The organism is Pontibacter sp. YIM B11418, assembly GCF_059278805.1.
This window is the reverse complement of sequence record NZ_JCAEMH010000004.1, coordinates 125,028-146,511: the sequence shown is the minus strand read 5'-3', so window position 1 is coordinate 146,511 and position 21,484 is coordinate 125,028. Positions and strand designations below refer to the sequence as shown.

Genomic DNA, 21,484 nt, shown 5'->3' with positions numbered 1-21,484 from the left:
ATAACATGTTTCGAACATACAGACTAGCAGCTTTCAGTATGGCCCTGGGGGCAAGCGTTCTTTTCTCCTCGTGCAGTAAAGAACTCGATGTAACACCGGAGAGCGCCGTATCGCCTGATCAGATCAACGAGAGCAATATCGGCTTTTTCCTAAACGGCCTCTACCGCGCCGCCACCCCGGAACGGGACAACTACCTGATCAACGACATCCGGGGCGGCAACTATACCTGGACTCCGCTTTCCGGCAACAACAGCGCCTACGGCCGTCTGATCACCGGCAACGGGGTAGACGACGGGCTGAGCTATTCGTCATCACTTTGGAAAAATACCTACAGGACCATTTATAGCGCTAACAACGTGATTGAGGCCAGTGATAAGCTGGGAGGACAGGGAAGCGTGAAAGTGGTGAAAGCTGAAGCGAGCTACCTAAGGGCCCACCTGTACTACCAGTTGGTAACTGCTTTTGGCGGCGTGCCAGTAATCGTGGAAAACACGACCGAAAACCTGCCGCGCAACACCGCCGACCAAGTATGGGAGCAAATCATCAAAGACCTGGATTTTGCCATCGCAGAGGCTAAACCGCTGAAAGAAGCCACCAACAAGCGCGTGTCCAAAGAAGCGGCTACGGCGCTGAAGGCGCGCGTATTGCTGGCCAGAGGCAACAAGGCCGAGGCGGCTCAGCTGGCGCAAAGCGTAATCCAGAGCAGCGGCTTGGGCCTGGTGGCCGATTATGGTAGCATCTTCCGCAACACGGCTTCTTCCCGCGAAGTGCTTTTTGCCTTCGCTAACCTCAAAACCGAAACCAACCAGCGTTTCTCCAGTTTGTTCTGGCCTTACGGCACGACCTGGGCAGGCTCCTACTTTGTGCAGCCTTCCACCGAAGTACTGGAGTCGCTCTATACCCCGGCCGACGTGCGCGGCGCGGTGAACATCGACACCATTTACAATGCCGACAAAACCTATAACGTGATCGTGAGCAAGTACTGGGATGTGCAGCCGGTGATTGTAAGCCGCCTGTCGGAAATGTATTTGATCAGTGCCGAAGGGCTGCCTTTGGAGCAGGGCATCACCTTCCTGAACGAACTTCGCCGGATCAGAGGCGTGGAGGCGTACGAGACGACTGATTTTGCCACACCCGAAGCCTACCTAAACGCGGTGCTGGAAGAGCGCAGAAGAGAGCTCTATAGCGAAGGATTCCTGTTTTTCGACCTGGTGCGCACGGGCAAGGCGATCGACCTGCCCAATATTCAGAATGCCAACCAGTATGTGCTGCCGATTCCCGGTGACCAGCTCAACCTGTCGAATGGTGTGCTGACGCAAAATCAGGGGTATTAAGAACCAGGATGAAAATAGATTGATTGATTGTTTAACTGAGGAAGGAGTCAGCCGTTAGGGTTGCTCCTTTCTTTTTAACTTCCCAACTACATGCATTTTAACTTCAACATGACATTTAAAAAACTCAGCTTTCTGGCGCTTGCGGCAGGTATACTGGCGGCCTGCCAGCCCACGAAACCGGAAACAGGTCTCCAGGCCGTAGCAAAAGTAAATCCGGTACTCCAGGACACAGCTGGCTGGAAGATCGACACGCTCTCTACCGGCTTTATAAAGTATAACTTCACCCAATATTACCAGCCGTTTGCCTCGGCGCAAATCGTGAATGTGCTGGAGGTGGACCTGGCCTCAGGTAAGTATGATCTGGTGCTGGACAACGTGTTTCCGGAGGATTCATTGTCGGCTGTGGCGGAAGCGCACCAACCGGCCCTGGCAGCCATCAACGGCACCTATTACGAACTGGTGGAGAACGGGCAGTCTTCCTCTTTTTTCAAGGCGGATAACGAGATCAAAACATCCGTGACCGTGCCGACCGATCACAAACTTTTCTGGAAACACGAAGGCGCGTTTTATTACGATGGTGCCAAAAAGCAAATGGGTATCGCTTACGGCGACAACGCTTCCTACACGCAGATGCCCTATGCCAACATCATTTCCGGCTCTCCGATGCTTATCTTCGACTACAAGCCCGTGGGTGAGACTTTTGCCAAATCGCAGGACAAGCCTCTGGAGCAGCTCGATTACGAGCACCCTGACCGGCACCAAGGGGTGCGACATCCGCGCACGGCCATCGCCACTGTGGATAAAAAACGGGTGCTGTTCATCACCGTCGATGGACGTCATGCAGGTAAGTCCGCAGGTATGTCGGCCAAAGAACTGACGCAGTTCATCCGGAAATACTTTAACCCACCGTACGCTCTGAACCTGGACGGTGGCGGCTCGACCACCATGTGGATCAAAGGGGAGGGTGTGATCAATTACCCGACCGACAACAAACGCTTCGACCACTACGGGCAGCGCCGGATCCGCAATTATATCATGGTAACTGATAAGTCCGCAGGCGCAGCTTCGGCGGAAGGGAAGTAGTCTGTTCTTATAAGAGATAACCCATGAAGCTAAAGAAATTTGCCCCATTACTGTGGGCCTGCCTGCTGGGATTCGGTGCAGATCTGCACGCCCAGTCCGCAGCAAAAGCAGAGGAGAAAGTAAAGCTGCCGGATATACCTGGCTACCAGACCCTAAAGTGTGATTTCCATATGCACACGGTCTTTTCGGACGGGCACGTGTGGCCGTCCTTTAGGCTGTACGAGGCAGACCGCGACGGACTGGACGCCATTTCAATCACCGAGCACATTGACTACGAAGGCTATCCGGACGAGATCAGCAAGGATTACAACAAGTCGCACCAGATCGCTACGGAGTCGGCTGCCAAAACCAATGTGCTTGTGATACAAGGGGTGGAGATCTCTCCCCGCGTGACGCCTTACCACCACAACGCCCTGTTTGTAAAGGATGCCAACAAGTTGCCTTCCGATTACATGAAAGACGGGAAAAGTAAGTTTGTGATGAAGGACAACCCAACGGAAAAACAGCTGCTGGCTCCTTTCCGCGAGGCCAAAAAGCAGGGCGCATTTATCTTTTACAATCACCCCAACTACCGGTGGTGGGACAAGGACAAGTATGGCCTGGACCTCTTCTCGGACCTGCATAGGAAAATGCTCGCAGAAGGGTTGCTACATGGTGTAGAAGTCGTGAATTCGGGTATCTACAACCTGGAAGCCCACCGCATGGCCGAGAAGTATAACCTGACCATGCTGGCTAATTCTGACGAGCACAGGGACATCAGCTATACCTACCGCCACACGCACCGGCCGATGACGCTTGTCTTCGCCGCGGAACGCTCGGAGGAGGGAATCCGGGAGGCGCTGCAGGCGCGACGCACGGCGGTTTACTTTGACGATTACTTGGTGGGCCGTGAAGAGGAGATGGATGCCTTCTTCAAAGCCTCCCTGGATATAAAGGCTGTGAAAAGCACCCAGCGCAACGTCGAGCCTGTCATCAAGATCCACATTCAAAACAACTCCGACATCCCCTACAAAGTGGTGTGCCAAAGCGATCATGACTTCGAGAACCTGCCGCTGGGCCGCATCACCCTGAAACCCCATGAGACGGCAAAGCTGACCTTAAAGACTTTGTGGCAGGAGTTGCAGGAAGTGGCGCTTCGCTTTGAGGTGCAGAATGTACTGGTTTCCCCGGAGAAAGCACTTGAGACGGAGCTGCGGGTCAAGGTGACCGAGTAATAAAGAAAATATAACACGACCCTTAATTTGAAAAAGCGTGAAAAAAGCCTTCAGTAAACCTTTGCTGGTGTTGGTCATATGCTTCGTGGCGGCAACATCTGCTGTCGCTGGCCTGCCCAAAAAGGCACCGAAACCCCTCAAAATTGGCTATGCGCTGGGACTGACCAAAGTGTCTGCGGAACAGATGCAGTATGCCAAGTCAGTTGGAGTGGACTATGTGGAGATTTCCTTCGGAGGCCTGATCGACGGCAACCGGAATTTCAAAGTGAGTGATGAGGAGATGACGGCCCTTATGCAAAAGGCCAAAAAAGCAGCAGACGACGCCGGCATTCAGGTATGGTCCATCCACATGCCCTTTGGAAAGCGCATTGACCTCTCTCTGACAGACGATGAAGAGCGCCAGCAGGTGGTAACCATGCACCGGAAAGTGCTCGGGTACTGCAAAATCCTGCAGCCTAAGATCATTCTCTTCCACCCAAGCTATTACCTGGGCCTCAACGAGCGCGAGGCCCGCAAGAAGCAGCTGGTCAAATCGGCTACTGAGCTCAACGAAACAGTCCGGGGCATGAAGGCGACGATGGTGGTCGAAAACATGCTGGGCCCCGAACTGCTGGTGGACGCGGAGCGGGAACGCCCGCTGTGTCGTACCGTGGAAGAGACTGTGGAGATCATGAACCGTCTGCCCAAAAGCATTTATGCGGCCGTGGACATGAACCACATCAAACACCCTGAAAACCTAATCCGTGCTCTGGGCAAACGCCTGAAATCGGTGCACATCGCGGACGGCACCGGGGAGGCGGAGAATCATTTCTTCCCTTGTTCAGGACAAGGGACCAACAACTGGACCGAAATACTGGCAGCCCTACACGAAGCCCGCTACACTGGCCCGTTCCTGTTCGAAAGTGCATTTGACGACGCCCGGGATCTGAAAGCCTGCTACGAATCGATGTATAGCACCTTTATAGAAGAGAAACAATTGCAAGGCAGAAAGTAAGCAGGTATACAGGTATAGGGATCAGGGCGACTGACGTGCGGAAACGCGTTAGTCGCTTTTTCTTGCTTTTCATACTGCACGTGATTTTTTACCTTCTAAAAGTGAGCACAGCGGACACTTAGAGAACGACTTATGAGAAAATCTTTACTTCTTTTGCTGCTTGCCTGGAGCCCTCTGTGCCTGCTGGCGCAGCAGGAAACCGACATTAAATTTGTAGACGGTAAAAGCCTGACTCTGTCCGGGCGTTGGGGAGCCGGCAATTCGGAAATCTATCATCGGTTGGATTCAGCTGAACTGACCAGTCTGCCTGAAAAAGTACGGAGGCTCGCAACCAATTCAGCCGGACTTCAATTGCTATTCCAGACAGACTCCCGAAGCATACAGGTGAAATGGACCCTGGAGGAGTACATGAATTTGTGGAACATGACCCCGTTGGCCATCAACGGACTGGACCTGTACGGCTGGAATGGCAGCGCCTGGCAGTATGTTGCTTCTGCAAAGCCATCTGGTGTTGCGAATACGGCCACGTTTATCTCGAACCTAGACGGTGCGATGCGCCATTACAAGGTATGCCTGCCCTTGTATGCAGCCGTGAAAAGCATCGAAATCGGCGTGGCAGAAAAGGCTAAGATCAAACCAGCAGACAGAACATACCTGCCATCTAATAAAATAGTCTTCTACGGGTCGAGCATCACGCAGGGGGCCTCCGCCTCCCGCCCAGGTATGGCCTACCCGGCGATCGTGTCCAGGGACCTGAATGTGGGAACGGTTAATTTAGGCTTTAGTGGGGCAAGTAAAATGGAAATCGAGATGGCCGAGATTCTGGGTAAAACCCCGGCTGATCTGTATGTGCTCGACTGCGTGCCCAACCCCTCTCCGGAAGAAATCAACAGCCGGGCCGTCCCATTCATCAAACGGCTCCGGCAGCTACAACCGAACACCCCGATCTTACTGGTCGAAAGTATATTCCGGGAAAACGGGCACTGGGATGCAAAAGTCAACGAAAGGGTAACCCAACAGAATGCAGCCTTGCGGCAGGCTTACCAGCAATTACTCCAAGAGGGATACCGACAGCTCTACTACATTCTGAGTCACGAACTGACCGGCCACGACCACGACGCCATGGCTGATGGCGTGCATCTTTCCGATCTGGGACAAGCCAAAGTTGCAGAAAGGGTTAAGCAGTCAATAAGCCATATCCTGAAGATCCGGTAGTGCGCCTTGCAACAAAAATGCCCGCCAAACGGCGGGCATTTTTTCCTTAACTAAACTAATCTCACCTTATTAACTAACCTGAAGTAAAGGTATAGCCCTTATCTGACTTAAAAAATGGGTGCGAGCAGGCTTAACAGTAATATAATGGGGGGTAATGCAGCCATAACATGCTGCTACCAAATGCTGCCCCGAAGGAAGTCGCGATACCAGTAGCCCGAGCTTTTAATGGTTCGTTGCTGCGTCTCGAAATCCACGTGTACCAACCCAAAGCGCGGGTCGTAGCCTTCGGCCCACTCAAAGTTGTCGACGAAAGACCAGACAAAGTAGCCCTGCACGTTCACGCCCTCCAGCCTGGCCCGCAGCACCTGTTGCAGGTAACGTTTCAGGTAACATAACCGCTCCGGGTCATGCACCTGTCCGTCCCTGAGTTCATCCGGAAAAGCGGCACCATTCTCGGTGATGATAAGCTTGGGTATACCTTCATAATGGCTATACTGGTGCAGCATGTGGTAGATGCTTTCCGGGTATACTTCCCAGTTCATCAGGGTATACGGCACGCCGCGTTTGCGGGCAGGCACCAGGACTGCCTGCAGAAAAGGCGTCCAGAAAGCATATTTCACCACCTCCCGGGTATAGTTCTGCACCTCAATGAAATCAAAGTTGAACGCCAGCTTTTCTTCGTCCCCCGGAAGCATATACTTCTCAATGCGACGCATGAACCGGAGGTCGTCCAGCGGGTAACCCAGCCCCAGCGCTGGTTCCAGGAAGAGGCGATTTAGCAGGGCGTCCACCCGTCGGGCTGCCTGCATGTCTTTTTCGCGTTGTCGTAGCGGTTCTATATGGGAGCAGGAAAAGGTCGTGCCCACCTCCGCCTCGGGTCTTAAATCTTTAATGACTCTGCCACCGGCTGCCTGGCTAAGGGCCGCATGATGCACGGCAGGTATAAACGAACCAAAACCACGTCGGCCGGGCGCGTGCACCCCCAGGAAATAGCCGGCCCCAGTAAACACCATTGGCTCGTTCAGCACCATCCAGTGTTTCACCCGGTCACCGTAAAGGTTCACCGCCAGGGCAGTATACTCCTCAAACCTGCCCACAATATCGCGGTTTGCCCAGCCCCCTTTCTTTTCCAGTTCGTGCGGCAGGTCCCAGTGGTAGAGCGTCAGCCAGGGCGCTATGCCGAGCTCCAGGCAATGATCAATGAGACGATCGTAATAGGCCACCCCATGCTGGTTTACGCAGCCGGTACCAGCTGGCAGAAGCCGGGGCCAGGAGAGGGAAAAGCGGAAGTTAGGTATAGCCATGGACTGCATCAGTTCCAGGTCATCGGGGTAGCGGTTAAAGAAGTCGCAGGCATGGTTGCCGTGGTGGCGCTGCCTGATCTTTCCCTTTTTGCCAGAGAAGACATCCCAGATGGAAAGCCCTTTGCCCTCCGCTTCGTGTGCACCCTCGATCTGGTAGGCTGCTGTGGAAACTCCCCACTTGAAATGATCGCCAAAGGCTGACCTGTTCAGTTCAGGCTGTTTGTTTACGTTGTTACTATCTATCATACAAAAAGCAGCTTCCTTTGCCAGGAGCTGCTGCGTTAAAAGCTTTAGAACTTGGTTAGGCGTTTTCGTGCACAATGCGCTGCACGATGGCTTCGGTTTCGTCAGGGTAGTCTACCTGTATCGGCAGCCCGTGCTCCAGCCAGTCGTAAATCTTTGGCAGGTGTTTCTTCTTCAGGCTTTTGATCGTGGCAACGCCCATATGCTGAAGGACGGCGGCATTGCATGCCTGCTCAAACTGGTTCTTCATGGGCACGACCAGCAGTTTCTTCTGCAGGTATAACACTTCAGATGGTGTCCCGAAACCTGCCGCACACAGCACACCTGCAGCAGATGCCATGCTTTGCAAAAAGGCTTCGTTCTGGATAGGCTTCACCGATACGTTCTGGTGCCGGAAGGACTGCTTGTTGTGTTTGGAGAAAACCTGCCACTCGATTTGCCTGAACTGCGTGAGTCGGTTCACGATTTTATGATCGTCGTGGGCAGGCAGGTATACCGTATAGTGCCCCTGGTTGCTGACCTCCAGTTCCCGTACCTGTCTTCGGATAACGGGCGTGAAGATGGTGTCATCAAAGCGGGCGAAATGAAAGCCATAGTTGGCAGTGGTCGGAGCGTAATTCTTCAGAATGAATTTCCCCATGTGGTCCGCTTTCTCCGGTTTCGGCACCTGTTTGTTGAGCACCGCCACCTGGTTGCTCAACCCGACGCAATGTTTTTTGGCCAGCAGGCAGGCCCAGGCAGAGATCGGCTCGAAGTCCGAAACGACCAGACTGTAATTTTTTACGGGGAGCTGCCTTATTTCCCTGTAAAAGCTTCGGGAGTTGGCCTGGGCAAGGGTCCTGTAGAAGTCTACGCCGCCGTTTTTTCCGAAGATGAAACTCATCCCCTTCATGCGGTACTTCACAGGATAGGGCAGGGGTAGGTCTACCTGGCAGCCGCTTACCAGCAGGTCGACTTCGCCATGCTGCTGCAAAGCAGGAATAATGTCCAGGGCTCTTGTCAGGTGGCCGTTGCCGGTACCCTGAATGGCATACAGAATTTTCAAGCGGTCTTTAGATTGAATTCCACCATCATGCTTTGGAAGAGCTGTATACTAGTTGGTATATGCTCTTCCTCTTCCTCCATCACCACGACGTCCAGATCTTCTCTGAACTTGTAGAGGCTCCAAGCTCTACTGTTATACTCCAGGGCCGTCAGGTTCTCAATCCAGTCCCCGGAGTTGAGGTAGGTAACCTTTCCGGCGTGATTAGAGACATCACGCATTTCAGGTTGGTGAATGTGGCCGCAAACCACGTAATCGTAACGGTTTGTGATGGCTATGTCGGCGGCTGTCTGTTCGAAGTTGTTGATGAACTTAACGGCGCTCTTCACCCTATTCTTGATATTGCGGGAAAGGTACACCTTGTCCCGGTTGAGCTTAAGACAGCAGAAGTTGACCAGGCGGTTGAGCAGGATAAGCAGGTCGTAGCCCTGGGCGCCCAGTTTGGCCAGCCATTTCGAGTGCTGCATGGTGACGTCAAACACATCGCCGTGGAAGAACCAGGCTTTCTTGCCGTCAAGCTCCAGCACCAACTTATTCACGATTTGAAAAGAACTCATCTGAAAGCCTTCAAACTTACGCAGCATCTCGTCGTGGTTTCCGGTAATGTAGTATACCTTGGTCCCTTTTGCGATGAGGCCCATCAGGTGCTTGACCACTTTCATATGGCTGGCCGGCCAGTAGCTTTTGCTGAACTGCCAGATGTCGATGATGTCACCGTTCAGGATGAGGACGTCAGGATGGATGCTCTTCAGGTATGCGAGGAGCTCTTTGGCATGGCACCCGTAGGTGCCCAGGTGCACGTCCGATAGAACGGCTACTTCAACTTTTCTTTTTTTTGCCATATACCAGGCGTGGGTGAGATTTGGTAAACTTTTATAAACTTAAAAGGAGAGTAGAGGGAATGCAGTCGGTAGAGGGGAATGTCCAGAAGCTTCCGCGCTAAGATGCGAATAGGATTGTCGGTTACACGTGCCATTGCTTTCATGCTTTAATCGTTTAGAAAAATCCCCTAGGCTAAAGCTCTTTTTTCACTTTCCAAAAGTATGGAGAGGATGTTAAGTGCACGTTATGAGTGGGTTATGCTTATGTTATATTTGGGAAAGGAACGCGAAAACGTAGGCAGGCTGAGAAGGGTTTGTCTGCTGGTAGAGATACCAACACCAAAAAGGCCTGCCAACAAGAAGCTTACAGACTTTTTTGCTTTTAGCCCCACTTGCATTTTACGTTTTGTGCCCTTTTTGAGGTAGCAGATTCGGGAGCCTGAAGCCCTCCCGGTCGATGTAGTTCTTACAGCTTTCTTCAACAATTGACTGCAAAAGTTGTAAACCAGTCTCAAATAAATAGTACATAGCATTGATTCTGATCGTGCAGGTTTTTTTGTTTTGCTGGCGGGCAAAGTATGTTTACTTTCAAACAAAATTTGCGAATAAAGAATGTCTACTACTAAAACTGCTACCAAATCAAAGCACCCTAAAGGTCTCTATTACCTGTTCTTCTCCGAGATGTGGGAGCGGTTCGGCTTCTACCTGATGCTGGCCATCTTCTTCCTTTACATGATCGATGCACAAAATGGTGGCCTTGGGATTTCCAAGGAAAGCGCATCCGATATCTTCGGGACGTTCATTGCTTTTGTTTACCTGACTCCCTTCTTGGCGGCCTGCTTGCTGACCGGGTACTGGGGTATAGGCTATCGATCTCCATTGGCGGTATCCTGATGGCTATTGGCTATATCGGGCTGGCTTTGCCGGGCGATCTGGCAATGGTCGCTGCGCTTGGCCTGATCATCATCGGTAACGGTTTTTTTAAACCAAATATCTCTACCCTTTTAGGCGGGTTGTACTCCACACCCGAATACCAGGATCAGAAGGACACAGGTTATAACATCTTCTACATGGGTATTAACCTGGGAGCATTTATTGCGCCCTTCGTGTCTTCTTACCTTCGGAATAACTATGGCTGGGGCTACGCTTTTGCAGCTGCAGGCGTAGGTATGTTCCTGGGTGTTATCATTTTCTGGCTGAGCAATAAGCATTACAAAGATGCTGATGTGCGCAAGCCAGCCGCGGCCAACGATATGTCGCTCACCCGTATTTTTAGTGTGGTGATATTACCTGCAGTCGTTGCCGGCGTGCTGGGCTGGGTGCTTATACCTGGGGATATTTTCGGCTCAAACTCAACAGACGCCTTCTTATTTGGTGCTATCCCAATTATGGTGTTCTACGGTTCGCTTTGGGCACGCGCTTCTTCAGAAGATAAACGGCCAATTGCCGCCCTGCTCTCCATTTTTGCTGTAGTGATCGTTTTCTGGGCCATCTTCAAGCAGAACGGTACAGCGCTTACTACCTGGACCGAATATTATACCGATCGTGAAATGGTAGATGAGCTGACCGGGCCAGCCGGCACGATTGGTATGGTACAGGAAGTGGATCAGAGCCTGGCAACCGTGCCGGATTATGATGAAAACTTCCGATCGCGTACCGATGCCGATGGCAAAGTAGTGACCAAAGAGGGAGTGGCGCCGTACTTCAATAACCTGCCCAAGGATCAATGGCCGGCCGAAGGCCAACCCCTGAAACTGGTCTCGACGGAGCTTTTCCAGTCCATCAACCCTTTGTTTGTTATTCTGCTCACGCCACTGGTCGTGTGGTTTTTCGGCTTTTTGCGGCAGCGGGGCAAGGAGCCCTCAACGCCTGCCAAGATTATGTGGGGCCTGATCATCACGGCCATGAGCACGCTGGTGATGGTGGGTGCCGTGTTTGCCGGTATGAATGGCGCAGAAAAAAGCTCCGCGATGTGGCTGGTTGGTTCCTACGCCGTGATTACGATGGGGGAGCTTTTCCTGAGCCCGATGGGCCTTTCCCTGGTGTCAAAGCTGAGCCCGCCTCGCCTGACTGCCCTGATGATGGGTGGCTGGTTCCTGGCTACCTCCATCGGCAACAAATTATCAGGGGTACTGGCCAGTATGTGGGACAGGTATGACCACAAGGCCTGGTTCTTCGTGGTAAACTGCATTGGGTCGTTACTGGCAGCTTTTGCCATATTACTGATGCTCCGGTGGCTTCGGGAGATCGTGAAAACGCACACTGGCAAACAGTAGGCTCTATACCTTCAGACTTACCTAAAATCAGCCTGGACTTTCACCCGGGCTGATTTTTTTTATTTTGTACACAACCCGAAGTATGGCACTGAGTCTTCATTTTCTGACTGAGCTTTGTAACGACCCATAGGCCACCCATTCGGGAGGAGTTTGCTAATCAGATTAAAAATAATAGTTTTACGATAGGATAAGAGTCTTTCGCTTCATATTAGAGTATGTTGGAGCCTGGCTTTATCATGACATCCCACACCTTTGAATAAAGATTAAGTTAACATTATGAAGAAATTACTATCCCTCTTTGCCCTCCTTTTTACAACTGCTACTACTTATGCACAGGATTGGCCTAACCTGAAAAAATATGAGGCTGCTAATCAGGAGATCATTGCCTCTACTAAAAACCCAAAAGCTGTCTTTATGGGCAACTCGATCACAGAGGGTTGGTGGCAACAGCGCCCGGAGTTCTTCGAGAAGCATTGTTTTGTTGGAAGAGGGATCGGTGGGCAAACGACGCCTCAGATGCTAATACGATTTACTCCTGATGTGATTGACCTGAAGCCTGAGGTAGTGGTGATTCTGGCTGGAACCAATGACATTGCGGGAAACACCGGACCTTCCTCCGTAAAGATGATCACAGACAACCTGGCGGCCATGGCGCAGCTGGCGAAAGCAAATGGAATAAAAGTAGTGTTGAGCTCTATATTGCCCGTGAAAGAGTATCCGTGGAGCAAAGACGCTGATGCCGTTGGAATGATTGGGCAGGTGAATACCTGGATGAAGCGTTATGCAGCCGAACAAGGGTTCGTTTACCTGGATTATTTCTCTGCGATGGTGGATGACGAAAAGGGACTAAAGAAGAAATACTCGGGTGACGGCGTGCATCCGGATCTGAAGGGATATGCCGTGATGGAGCCACTGGTGCTGAAAGCGGTTGAAAATGCCCTGAAACAGGGTAAAAAGGAACCAAAGAAAACTAAAACCTCCAGGACCAAAAGCCTTTAAGCTTATCTACTCTTCCTGATGGAAGCATCATCCTAACGCTACTGCTATACCTGAAATTGAAACCCAAACGTCCCTCCATTAAAGACATTGCGGCTAACCTCAATGTCTCCGTAACGACCGTATCCTTCGTCCTGAACGGCAAAGGGCCGGAGATGCGTATTTCTGAGGAAGTTATCCAGAAAATCCTTAATTACGCTAAAGAGATCAATTACACTCCGAACCAGCTTGCACAGAGCCTGCGCACCGGCAAGTCTAACGTCATCGTTTTTATGGTGGAGGATATCTCCAACCCCTTCTTTGCACGGTTAGCCCGCATCATTGAAGTTACTGCCTATAAGAAAGGCTACAAGGTTATTTTCTGCAGCAACGAGAACGACGACCGGCACACCGAAGAGCTCCTTCAGGTTTTCAGGGATCAGAAGGTAACCGGCTATATTATTATACCTTCGGCAGGGGCCAAAAAACAGATCATGGCCTTGTTGGAGGAAGACGTTCCGATGATTCTCTTCGACCGCTATTTCCCTGAGCTGGAAACGAATTATGTGGTGATTGACAATGAGAACGCTACTTACAAGGCTACGAAACATCTTATTGGGAATGGCTACAGGAATATTGGCTTTGTAACGATTGCGTCAAAACAGACCCAGATGATAGACCGCCTGAAGGGGTATAGTAAGGCGGTGAAAGAGGCGAAGCTCCAAAGCAGGGTGCTTGAACTGCCGTTTGTGAATCCTTCGGAAGGAGAAGGGCTTATGCGGAATTTCTTTGATGCAAATCCGGAACTGGATGCCGTTTTCTTTGCGACCAACTATCTGACTCAGCGGGGATTACTGGTGATGCGGGAGCATTTTCCTGGTAAGCTGAATGAATGGGGCATTATGACTTTTGATGATAACGAATTCTTCCGCATTCATACACCTTCTATTTCCGCGGTAGCCCAGCCACTGGAAGAAATCGGAAACAAATTGATGGAAATTATGCTGGAGCTGCTAAAAGGGGAGAAAAAAACAGTGCATCAGGTGGTGCTAAAGGCGGAGTTGAGGGAGCGGGATTCTTCCAGGGCGAAGAACGCCAGCAGCATTTAATAACAGCCGCTTATTCTATTGAATCTTATCTGAAGTGAAACTTAGGGGCTCAAAATGTAGGAATTCCTTGTTTGCGTGGTCCATTCTCCCCTAGAATCTGCGGACATAGACAATAGCAAGTTTGCAAATGAGCGATTTTTTTAGTTTTTTGCTAAAACGATTTAGGAGTGACATTATGAGCAAGTATACAATTAAGGTCTTAGGGCTGTTATGTGGACTAATACTGGGTAGCTGTTCGACGGTTCAGAAAGCTATTGTAGAGCCCGTAGACCATGTTAATCCCTATATGGGGAATATTAGTCACCTGCTGGTGCCGACTTACCCCACCATGCACCTGCCTAACGGCATGCTCCGGGTCTACCCCGAGCGGGACGACTACACAGGCGTACGACTTAAAGGTCTTCCCGTCGCAGTCACCAGTCACAGGGGAAGCTCCGCTTTTAGTCTGAGCCCCTACCAGGGTCCTGCGTCTGGGCTACAGTCTGTTATCAGGTATAGCTACGATCGGGAAAAGATCACGCCCTATTCGTATTATGTCTACCTCGACGAGCAGGAGATGGACGTACATTATGGACTTTCGTCTCAGGCCGCCCTTTATGAGATCAACTTTGGACGTCAGGAAGATACCTATCTGGTAGTAAGTTCCAGGCAAGGCCAATTGGATTGGGACGGAAAGGCCCTCTCGGGCTACCAGGAGCTGGCAAACAACACGCGCATCTACGTTTACATAGAACCCGAAACGCAACCTTCCGAAGTCTCTGTGTTGCAGGAAGGAAAGATTTCAGTCGGGTCTTCTGCAACTGGCCGGGAAGCCAGCCTTGTAATGGAATATCCTGCCGCACTCCAGTCGCTGAAGCTGCGCTATGGAATCTCCTTTATTGATGCCGTTCAGGCAAAACAAAATATGCTGCGCGAGGTAGCTGGCAAGAGCATCGCTGAATTACAAACCCAGGCGCGTAAACAGTGGAACGAAACGCTGGGCAAGGTAAACATCGCCGGTGGCTCTCCTGATGAGCGTACTGTCTTCTATACCTCCCTATACCGCACGTTCGAGCGGCCGGTGAATATTACAGAAGATGGCCGCTATTTCAGTGCGTTTGACGGAAAAGTGCACAAAGCCGATCGTGACTTCTATACCGACGACTGGATCTGGGATTCCTACCGGGCGCACCACCCGCTAAACGTACTAATCGATCCGGCCAAAGAAGAAGACATCCTGAACTCCTTTGTACTGATGGCACAGCAAATGGATGAGTTCTGGCTGCCGACTTTCCCCGAGATCACGGGCGACAGCAGGCGGATGAACTCTAACCATGGCGTGCCCACCCTGCTGGATGCCTGGCGCAAAGGCCTTCGCAACTTCGATCTGAAAGCGGGTTACGAGGCTGCCAAGAATGCTATTACAGATAAAACATTGGCCCCCTGGTCAGCCGCCCCTGCAGGAGAACTCGATCGTTTTTACAAGAAGAAAGGCTTTATCCCGGCGCTAAGACCAGGAGAGAAAGAGTACATCCCGGAGGTGAATTCGTTTGAGCGCCGTCAGGCCATTGCCGTAACGCTGGGAACCGCCTACGACCAATGGGCGTTGGCCGGGATTGCTGAAGAACTCGGTTACCACGAGGGTGCAAAATTCTTTCAGGAAAAATCTTACAACTACAGGCACCTGTTTAATCCGAAAACCGGTTTTTTCCATCCGAAAGATTCTTCCGGAAACTTTATTGAGCCATTCGACTACAAATTCTCCGGTGGTATGGGTGCCCGGGATTATTACGGGGAGAACAATGCCTGGACCTACCAGTGGGATGTGCAGCACAACGTGGCCGACCTGATCTCGCTGATGGGAGGACGCGAAGCCTTTCTGCAGAACCTGGACCAATTGTTTGATGAGCCGTTGGGCAAAAGCAAGTTTGATTTTTATGCCCAGTTACCCGACCAGACAGGCAACGTGGGGCAATTCTCCATGGCCAATGAGCCTTCCCTCCATATTCCATACCTGTACAACTATGCAGGCCAGCCCTGGAAGACCCAGAAAATGATCCGCTTTTTGGTAGACACCTGGTTCCGGAATGACTTGATGGGGGTTCCCGGTGATGAAGACGGAGGAGGTATGTCTGCCTTTGTTGTTTTCTCCCAGCTTGGGTTCTATCCGGTAACGCCCGGTATGCCGGTTTATAACATCGGCAGCCCGCTATTTGAGAAGGCGACTCTAGACCTTGGAAACGGAAAGCAATTCACGATAATTGCCAAAAACTATGACCCGGAGCATAAGTACATTCAGTCGGCCCGCCTGAACGGAAAGGAGTGGAATAAACCGTGGTTCTCGCATCAGGATATCATCAATGGCGGGGAGCTGGAACTGACCATGGGTTTAAAACCTAATAAAGACTGGGGAACAGCTGAAGAAGCTGCTCCGCCTTCCATGCAGAAATGAAGTATTGGGGTTTCCATATCACGTTAGCAGTTCTTCTGCTAGGCATGGGCTTTTCGGCCTACGCCCGGCAGGAGCAGGGCCTGGTGCAGTATGTCAATACGCTTCAGGGGACCAATTCCTCTTTTGAGCTAACTTACGGCAATACCTATCCCACTACCGCTTTGCCTTTCGGCATGCATACCTGGACCCCTCAGACTGGCAAAAACGGAAATGGCTGGAAATACCAGTATGCAAAAGACTCGATCAGAGGCTTTCAGCAGGCACACCAATGCAGCTCCTGGAGCGGCGACTACGCTGTTTTTTCACTGATGCCGGTAGTAGGGCAACTGAAACTGCATGAAGACGAGCGCGCCACCCGATTCAGCCACACGAATGAAATAGGCAAACCTCACTACTACAAAGTCACTTTCGACAACCAGATCACCACCGAGATTTCCCCCACCGAAAGAGGCGCCCATCTGCGCTTCAGCTTTCCCGAAGGAGAGAATTCATACCTGATACTGGATGGCTATACCGGTCTAAGTTCGGTTATAATCGATCCAGAAAACAAGCGCATCACCGGCACAGTTTCCAATGGCCGTCTAGTCGGGAAGCTGATCAATTACTTTGTAGTTGAGTTTGACCAGCCTTTTAAAGCCTACGGGACCTGGGAAAACCGCAAAGGCGGGCAATGGCCTGGAGTAACATCTGCAGAAGGGAGGGGAGTTGGCGCTTACATAGAATTTGCATCAGGGAGGCAGGTACAGGCCCGGACAGCCTCTTCTTATGTAAGTCTGCAACAGGCAAAGCTTACCCTGGAGCAGGAGCTCGGGAAACATGACAGCCTGGAAGACACTAAAGAGGAAGCTCGCCAGGTATGGAACCAGCAACTCGGGAAGATCGTGGTGGAAGGCGGCACAGAGGAGCAGATGCGTACCTTTTATTCGACCTTGTTCCGTGCTAACCTGTTCTCACGAAAATTCTATGAAATAAACACTGAAGGAGAGCCCTATTATTTCAGCCCCTATGACCTGAAGCTGCATAAAGGTTATCTTTTTACGGACACCGGATTCTGGGATACGTTCCGGGCTCAGTTTCCTCTCAATACGATTTTGCATCCCACCCAGCACGGGCGCTACGTTGCCGCTTTGCTGGATGTACATGAGCAGAGTGGCTGGCTGGCGAGCTGGTCCTTCCCCCATGAAAACGGTGGTATGATCGGCAATCACGCTATTACTTTACTTACTGACGCCTGGGTAAAAGGTATACGCACCTTCGATCCGCAAAAAGCACTGGAGGCCTACCATCATACGGCTACAAACAAAGGTCCATGGGGTCCTTCGAACGGACGGGAGGGCTGGAAAGAATACTATACCTTAGGCTATGTGCCTTACCCAACCTATGAAGAAGGAACTGCCAAAACATTGGAGTACGCCTATGATGATTTTGCCGGTTACCAGCTTGCAAAAGTGACCGGGAACGACTTTTACGAAGGAATCTTTGAGCGGCAGATGTACAATTACCGGAATGTGTTCGATCCGGCAACCGGCTTTATGCGGGGGCGCCAGGCAGATGGGCAATGGAACCCGAATTTTGACGCTTTTGAATGGGGTGGCCCTTATACCGAGGCCAATGCCTGGCATTACCTCTGGTCGGTGTTCCACGATGTTCAGGGATTGATTGACCTGCTTGGGGGCGAGAAGCAGTTTGTGAGCAAGCTAGACTCGGTGTTTTCCTCACCCAATACGGTAAACACAGGCTCCTACGGCTACATGATACATGAGATGACGGAGATGCAGCTAGCCAACATGGGGCAATATGCGCACGGCAACCAACCCATCCAGCACATGATCTACCTGTATAACTATGCCGGTCAGCCCTGGAAGGCCCAGTGTTGGGCCCGGGAAGTGATGGAACGCTTATACAATTCTACAGAAAATGGCTATCCCGGAGACGAGGACCAGGGACAGACCTCTTCCTGGTATGTGCTGAGTGCTTTAGGATTCTACAGTGTAACTCCGGGTACGGACGAGTATGTGCTGGGAAGCCCGGTTTTCAGAAAAGCGACCATCAACCTGGAGAACGGGAAGCAATTTGTCATCGAGGCGGAAGGCAACAGCAAAGAGAACGTGTATATCAGGTCTGCCAAATTAAATGGTAAAGCCTATTCAAAGAACTTTATCCGGCATCAGGATATCATGAACGGAGGGCGGCTTCAGTTTAAAATGGGCAGTAAGCCTAATAAGTCAAGAGGAACAAAGGAAAGCGATAAGCCATACTCTGTCTCCCGCTGAACTTACTCCCGGGGAAATTTAAGTCTCTGAAGACGATCAGGAATAGAAGTATGGGGAGAGCAGCCGTCATACTGGTAGTAGAAAGTGAAATAAGGTAACATATGAAAAGAAGAAATTTTATACAGAATGTAGCGCTTGCCGGGGGATTCGTTATGCTGGACCCATTGTCCGCGGTAGGAGCGCCATCACTTACCGATACTTTGTTCAAGCGTTTTCCGGAGGTGAGAACTCCAGAGGCGAAACGTAATTTCAGCAGCAAGGTGATTGAGAAGGCTATCAAGGAATTCGGCAAAAAGGTGAAGGATGAAGAGCTCGCCTGGTTGTTCAACAACTGCTTCCCCAACACACTGGATACCACCGTTACCTATTCCGAAAAGAACGGACGTCCGGACACCTACGTGATCACCGGCGACATCGACGCGATGTGGTTGCGCGACAGTTCGGCACAGGTATGGCCATACCTGCCATTCACTGAAAAAGACAAGAACCTCAAGAAACTGATCGCGGGTGTCATTAACAGGCAGACCAGCTATATTTTGAAGGATCCCTATGCGAATGCCTTCTACAACGACCCGACCCAAACAGGCCACTGGGTAAAAGACATCACCGACATGCAACCGGGCGTGCACGAACGCAAGTGGGAGATCGATTCCCTGTGCTACCCGATCCGTTTGGGCTACGGCTACTGGAAGACCACCGGCGATACATCACCCTTCAACGCAGACTGGCAAAATGCCATCAAGCTGATCCTGAAAACTTTTAAGAACCAGCAGTTGAAAGACGGGAAAGGCGACTATAGTTTCCAGCGGGAAACGGCTGCAGGTACTGATACCAGAGCGCTGCAAGGCTATGGCTATCCTGTAAAACCAGTGGGATTGATCGCTTCGGCTTTCCGGCCGAGCGACGATGCGACTGTGTTTTCCTTCCTGGTACCTTCCAACTTCTTTGCAGTGGTTAGTTTGCAGCAGGCGGCCGAAATGATGACGGAGCTTGCCAAAGACAAAGCAACAGCCAACGAGTTGAAACAGCTTAGCGAAGAGGTAAAGGCTGCCCTACAGAAGCATGCGGTGGTAAACCACCCCAACCACGGGAAAATCTATGCCTTTGAAGTGGACGGCTATGGAAACCATTTGATGATGGATGACGCCAACGTTCCGAGCTTGTTGTCACTTCCATACCTGGGCGCTGTTGATGCTGCCGGGGATCAAATTTACAAAAACACTCGTAGCTTTGTTCTCTCACTGGATAACCCATTCTTCTTTAAGGGTACTGCGGCAGAAGGTATTGGTGGGCCTCACATTGCGGTAGATACGATCTGGCATATGTCGATCATCATACAGGCCTTGACCAGTAAGGATGATGCTGAAATCCAGAAGTGTATTGGGATGCTGAAGTCGACACACGCGGGCACCGGGTTTATGCACGAGGCATTCCACAAGGATGATGCGTCTCAGTTTACCCGCAAGTGGTTCGCCTGGGCGAATACCTTGTTCGGGGAGTTGCTATGGAAGACGTATCAGGAAAAAACGCATTTGCTATAGGGGAGTGGCTGTGGCCGAGCTAAATAAACTACAGCTAAATCAGATTTGATGAATGACAAAGGATAGAAAGATTGCTCTGGGAGTTGACATCGGAGGGAGTCATATTACGGCAGCGGCAGTGTGTTTGGACCAGTTCAAGATCATTCCCGGGACCAGTATAAACAGAAAGATAGACAATAAAGCTTCAAAGGAAGCTGTTTTAGAAGCCTGGGCCGGTACGATCCGGGAGGTGCTGGAGACCCGAATCCCGACATTGGGACAAGGAAGTACCGGGATAACAGGTATAGGTATAGCGATGCCTGGCCCGTTCGATTATCCCAATGGAATCGCGATGTTTGAGGGAAACAACAAGTATGAATGCCTTTACAAGGTGGATGTCCGCAAACCGTTGAGTGAGCTGGTAAACATTCCGGTAGAGAAAATCCATTACTTCAACGACGCCTCTTCCTTTGTGGTGGGCGCAGCCTTACAAACGCAGGTGCTTCATAAGAGAACCGTAGGGCTCACCCTGGGCACCGGTTTCGGGGCAGCATTCCTGGTCAACTCCCTGCCTGCGATAGAGGGGGAGCAGATTCCGGAGAATGGGTGCCTGTGGGATAAGGGCTTTAAGGCTGGTATCGCCGACGATTATTTCTCTACCCGCTGGTTTGTGGGGAAGCATGAGGCAGCTACGGGGAAAACCTGTAGCGGCGTGCGGGAGATGGTTGCATCAGGCCATACGTCGACCCAACTGATTTTTGGGGAATTTGTTGAAAACCTGACAGTGTTCCTAAGGCCGTATCTGGAGAAATTTGAGGCAGAAGCGCTCTTAATTGGAGGCAATATCTCCAGATCGCACCACCTTTTCGTAGAGGCCCTGAGAGCATCTCTTGGTATACCTAGTGGACTTCAAATTGAGATTGTGGAGGATACAGAAAACTGTAATATGCTGGGAGCATCGCATTTGATGCAACTGGACTACTGGCAGCAACAGTCTGCGTTGAAGGCATTCTTCTAAGGCTATATTCTCTTTGTTAGTGTATCTGGTCTGTCGAAATACAGACTATTAAGGTATAAGGACCTGGTTGGTTTTTCTTCAAAAGGAAAGCCAGGCAGGTCCTCTTACTTTATATAGATGGTACCCTTTCGGGTTCAGTTCATACCTTATGCTTCAGCCTATACCTATCTCTTAAGCCTTTCTATAGACAAGACGATAATACTTCTTTCAACCACCAAACCCTGCGTGAGTGAGTACTCTCTATGGTGTTACTGTATTGATTTACAGTATTTTGAGAGTGGCGTTACAACGCAAGGTTATGATTTTCCTCTTGTTACTTCTTCCACCAGGTTATTGTAGCCTCCATAGAGGGTGAATAGGGGAGATGTATACCTTAGCTTCCTGGTTGTTTTCCTATATTATTTTGCAAAAGTCAGGTATAGTATTAACCCCATGTTAAGCCTGGATGATGGCCAGGTTAACAAATTGGGCGTTTTCGGAGAACAAGACAAATTATTATTAGGGTTTTTCTATTAATGCTGTTGTATTTTACTAAAACGTTTTAGTATATTTGATATCATTGTGGAGCGACGCTTTTCAGCCGATCAGGTTGACGCGAAACCATAAGAAGTTCAAAGTTCAACTAACATCAA

16 protein-coding genes are annotated in these 21,484 nt (G+C 50.7%); 13 read left to right on the top strand and 3 right to left on the bottom strand.

Translation table 11 applies throughout. The features are described from left to right. The first annotated feature begins 5 nt into the window (after positions 1 to 5). The 5 genes from AC4QZR_RS11140 to AC4QZR_RS11120 all read left to right on the top strand — a co-directional run bounded on the left by AC4QZR_RS11140 (position 6) and on the right by AC4QZR_RS11120 (position 5,840). Positions 6 to 1,334: a RagB/SusD family nutrient uptake outer membrane protein gene (locus tag AC4QZR_RS11140; protein ID WP_494480994.1), complete on the top strand. Its 1,329-nt coding sequence runs from the start codon at positions 6 to 8 to the stop codon at positions 1,332 to 1,334. A 90-nt stretch (positions 1,335 to 1,424) separates the two neighbouring features. Beyond that, on the top strand, positions 1,425 to 2,417 hold the full coding sequence (locus AC4QZR_RS11135; RefSeq protein ID WP_494480993.1) for a phosphodiester glycosidase family protein: 993 nt from the start codon (positions 1,425 to 1,427) through the stop codon (positions 2,415 to 2,417). Positions 2,418 to 2,440: 23 nt separating this feature from the next. Then, a complete protein-coding gene (locus AC4QZR_RS11130) occupies positions 2,441 to 3,631 on the top strand; it encodes an Sb-PDE family phosphodiesterase (protein ID WP_494480992.1) in 1,191 nt (396 codons plus the stop codon). Between the two features lie 37 nt (positions 3,632 to 3,668). After that, the gene (locus AC4QZR_RS11125) at positions 3,669 to 4,625 is read left to right on the top strand and encodes a sugar phosphate isomerase/epimerase family protein (RefSeq protein WP_494480991.1); all 957 of its coding nucleotides are present in this window, start codon (positions 3,669 to 3,671) and stop codon (positions 4,623 to 4,625) included. Between the two features lie 132 nt (positions 4,626 to 4,757). After that, on the top strand, positions 4,758 to 5,840 hold the full coding sequence (locus AC4QZR_RS11120) for an SGNH/GDSL hydrolase family protein (protein ID WP_494480990.1): 1,083 nt from the start codon (positions 4,758 to 4,760) through the stop codon (positions 5,838 to 5,840). A 173-nt stretch (positions 5,841 to 6,013) separates the two neighbouring features. Here AC4QZR_RS11120 and AC4QZR_RS11115 read toward each other — a convergent pair whose 3' ends face one another. From AC4QZR_RS11115 to AC4QZR_RS11105, 3 genes are read right to left on the bottom strand one after another with little or no spacing between them, the layout of a single operon-like run. Then, positions 6,014 to 7,390, bottom strand: a complete 1,377-nt coding sequence (locus tag AC4QZR_RS11115; protein ID WP_494480989.1) for a GH1 family beta-glucosidase — start codon at positions 7,388 to 7,390, stop codon at positions 6,014 to 6,016. A 55-nt stretch (positions 7,391 to 7,445) separates the two neighbouring features. Continuing rightward, entirely contained in the window at positions 7,446 to 8,432 is a 987-nt protein-coding gene (locus AC4QZR_RS11110; RefSeq protein ID WP_494480988.1) for a glycosyltransferase family protein, read from the bottom strand. Then, positions 8,429 to 9,271 (bottom strand): UDP-2,3-diacylglucosamine diphosphatase, encoded by an 843-nt coding sequence (locus AC4QZR_RS11105; RefSeq protein WP_494480987.1) that lies wholly within the window; start codon positions 9,269 to 9,271, stop codon positions 8,429 to 8,431. The genes AC4QZR_RS11110 and AC4QZR_RS11105 overlap by 4 nt, the downstream gene beginning before the upstream one ends. 591 nt (positions 9,272 to 9,862) lie before the next feature. Here AC4QZR_RS11105 and AC4QZR_RS11100 point away from each other — a divergent pair. From AC4QZR_RS11100 to AC4QZR_RS11065, 8 genes are all read left to right on the top strand, one after another. Beyond that, positions 9,863 to 10,144, top strand: coding sequence for a hypothetical protein (locus AC4QZR_RS11100; protein WP_494481267.1), 282 nt, complete (start codon positions 9,863 to 9,865; stop codon positions 10,142 to 10,144). Continuing rightward, positions 10,030 to 11,526, top strand: a complete 1,497-nt coding sequence (locus AC4QZR_RS11095; RefSeq protein WP_494481256.1) for a peptide MFS transporter — start codon at positions 10,030 to 10,032, stop codon at positions 11,524 to 11,526. Before AC4QZR_RS11100 ends, AC4QZR_RS11095 begins: the two co-directional genes overlap by 115 nt. Positions 11,527 to 11,802: 276 nt before the next feature. Next, entirely contained in the window at positions 11,803 to 12,525 is a 723-nt protein-coding gene (locus AC4QZR_RS11090; RefSeq protein WP_494480986.1) for an SGNH/GDSL hydrolase family protein, read from the top strand. Positions 12,526 to 12,581: 56 nt separating this feature from the next. Beyond that, positions 12,582 to 13,610, top strand: a complete 1,029-nt coding sequence (locus AC4QZR_RS11085) for a LacI family DNA-binding transcriptional regulator (RefSeq protein ID WP_494480985.1) — start codon at positions 12,582 to 12,584, stop codon at positions 13,608 to 13,610. A gap of 127 nt (positions 13,611 to 13,737) precedes the next feature. Beyond that, positions 13,738 to 16,041 (top strand): GH92 family glycosyl hydrolase, encoded by a 2,304-nt coding sequence (locus tag AC4QZR_RS11080; RefSeq protein WP_494480984.1) that lies wholly within the window; start codon positions 13,738 to 13,740, stop codon positions 16,039 to 16,041. Further along, a complete protein-coding gene (locus tag AC4QZR_RS11075; RefSeq protein WP_494480983.1) occupies positions 16,038 to 18,314 on the top strand; it encodes a GH92 family glycosyl hydrolase in 2,277 nt (758 codons plus the stop codon). Before AC4QZR_RS11080 ends, AC4QZR_RS11075 begins: the two co-directional genes overlap by 4 nt. 101 nt (positions 18,315 to 18,415) lie before the next feature. Further along, complete coding sequence (locus AC4QZR_RS11070) at positions 18,416 to 19,855, top strand: glycoside hydrolase family 125 protein (protein WP_494480982.1); 1,440 nt, start codon at positions 18,416 to 18,418, stop codon at positions 19,853 to 19,855. A gap of 52 nt (positions 19,856 to 19,907) precedes the next feature. Beyond that, a complete protein-coding gene (locus AC4QZR_RS11065; RefSeq protein ID WP_494480981.1) occupies positions 19,908 to 20,852 on the top strand; it encodes an ROK family protein in 945 nt (314 codons plus the stop codon). The last annotated feature ends 632 nt before the right edge of the window (positions 20,853 to 21,484 follow it).

Coding starts and splice junctions, on each gene's coding strand:
- AC4QZR_RS11065 (WP_494480981.1), top strand. CDS start 19,908: ATGACAAAGGATAGAAAGATTGCTCTGGGAGTTGACATCGGAGGGAGT.
- AC4QZR_RS11115 (WP_494480989.1), bottom strand. CDS start 7,390: ATGATAGATAGTAACAACGTAAACAAACAGCCTGAACTGAACAGGTCA.
- AC4QZR_RS11090 (WP_494480986.1), top strand. CDS start 11,803: ATGAAGAAATTACTATCCCTCTTTGCCCTCCTTTTTACAACTGCTACT.
- AC4QZR_RS11120 (WP_494480990.1), top strand. CDS start 4,758: ATGAGAAAATCTTTACTTCTTTTGCTGCTTGCCTGGAGCCCTCTGTGC.
- AC4QZR_RS11130 (WP_494480992.1), top strand. CDS start 2,441: ATGAAGCTAAAGAAATTTGCCCCATTACTGTGGGCCTGCCTGCTGGGA.
- AC4QZR_RS11075 (WP_494480983.1), top strand. CDS start 16,038: ATGAAGTATTGGGGTTTCCATATCACGTTAGCAGTTCTTCTGCTAGGC.
- AC4QZR_RS11080 (WP_494480984.1), top strand. CDS start 13,738: ATGAGCGATTTTTTTAGTTTTTTGCTAAAACGATTTAGGAGTGACATT.
- AC4QZR_RS11105 (WP_494480987.1), bottom strand. CDS start 9,271: ATGGCAAAAAAAAGAAAAGTTGAAGTAGCCGTTCTATCGGACGTGCAC.
- AC4QZR_RS11135 (WP_494480993.1), top strand. CDS start 1,425: ATGCATTTTAACTTCAACATGACATTTAAAAAACTCAGCTTTCTGGCG.
- AC4QZR_RS11140 (WP_494480994.1), top strand. CDS start 6: ATGTTTCGAACATACAGACTAGCAGCTTTCAGTATGGCCCTGGGGGCA.
- AC4QZR_RS11070 (WP_494480982.1), top strand. CDS start 18,416: ATGAAAAGAAGAAATTTTATACAGAATGTAGCGCTTGCCGGGGGATTC.
- AC4QZR_RS11100 (WP_494481267.1), top strand. CDS start 9,863: ATGTCTACTACTAAAACTGCTACCAAATCAAAGCACCCTAAAGGTCTC.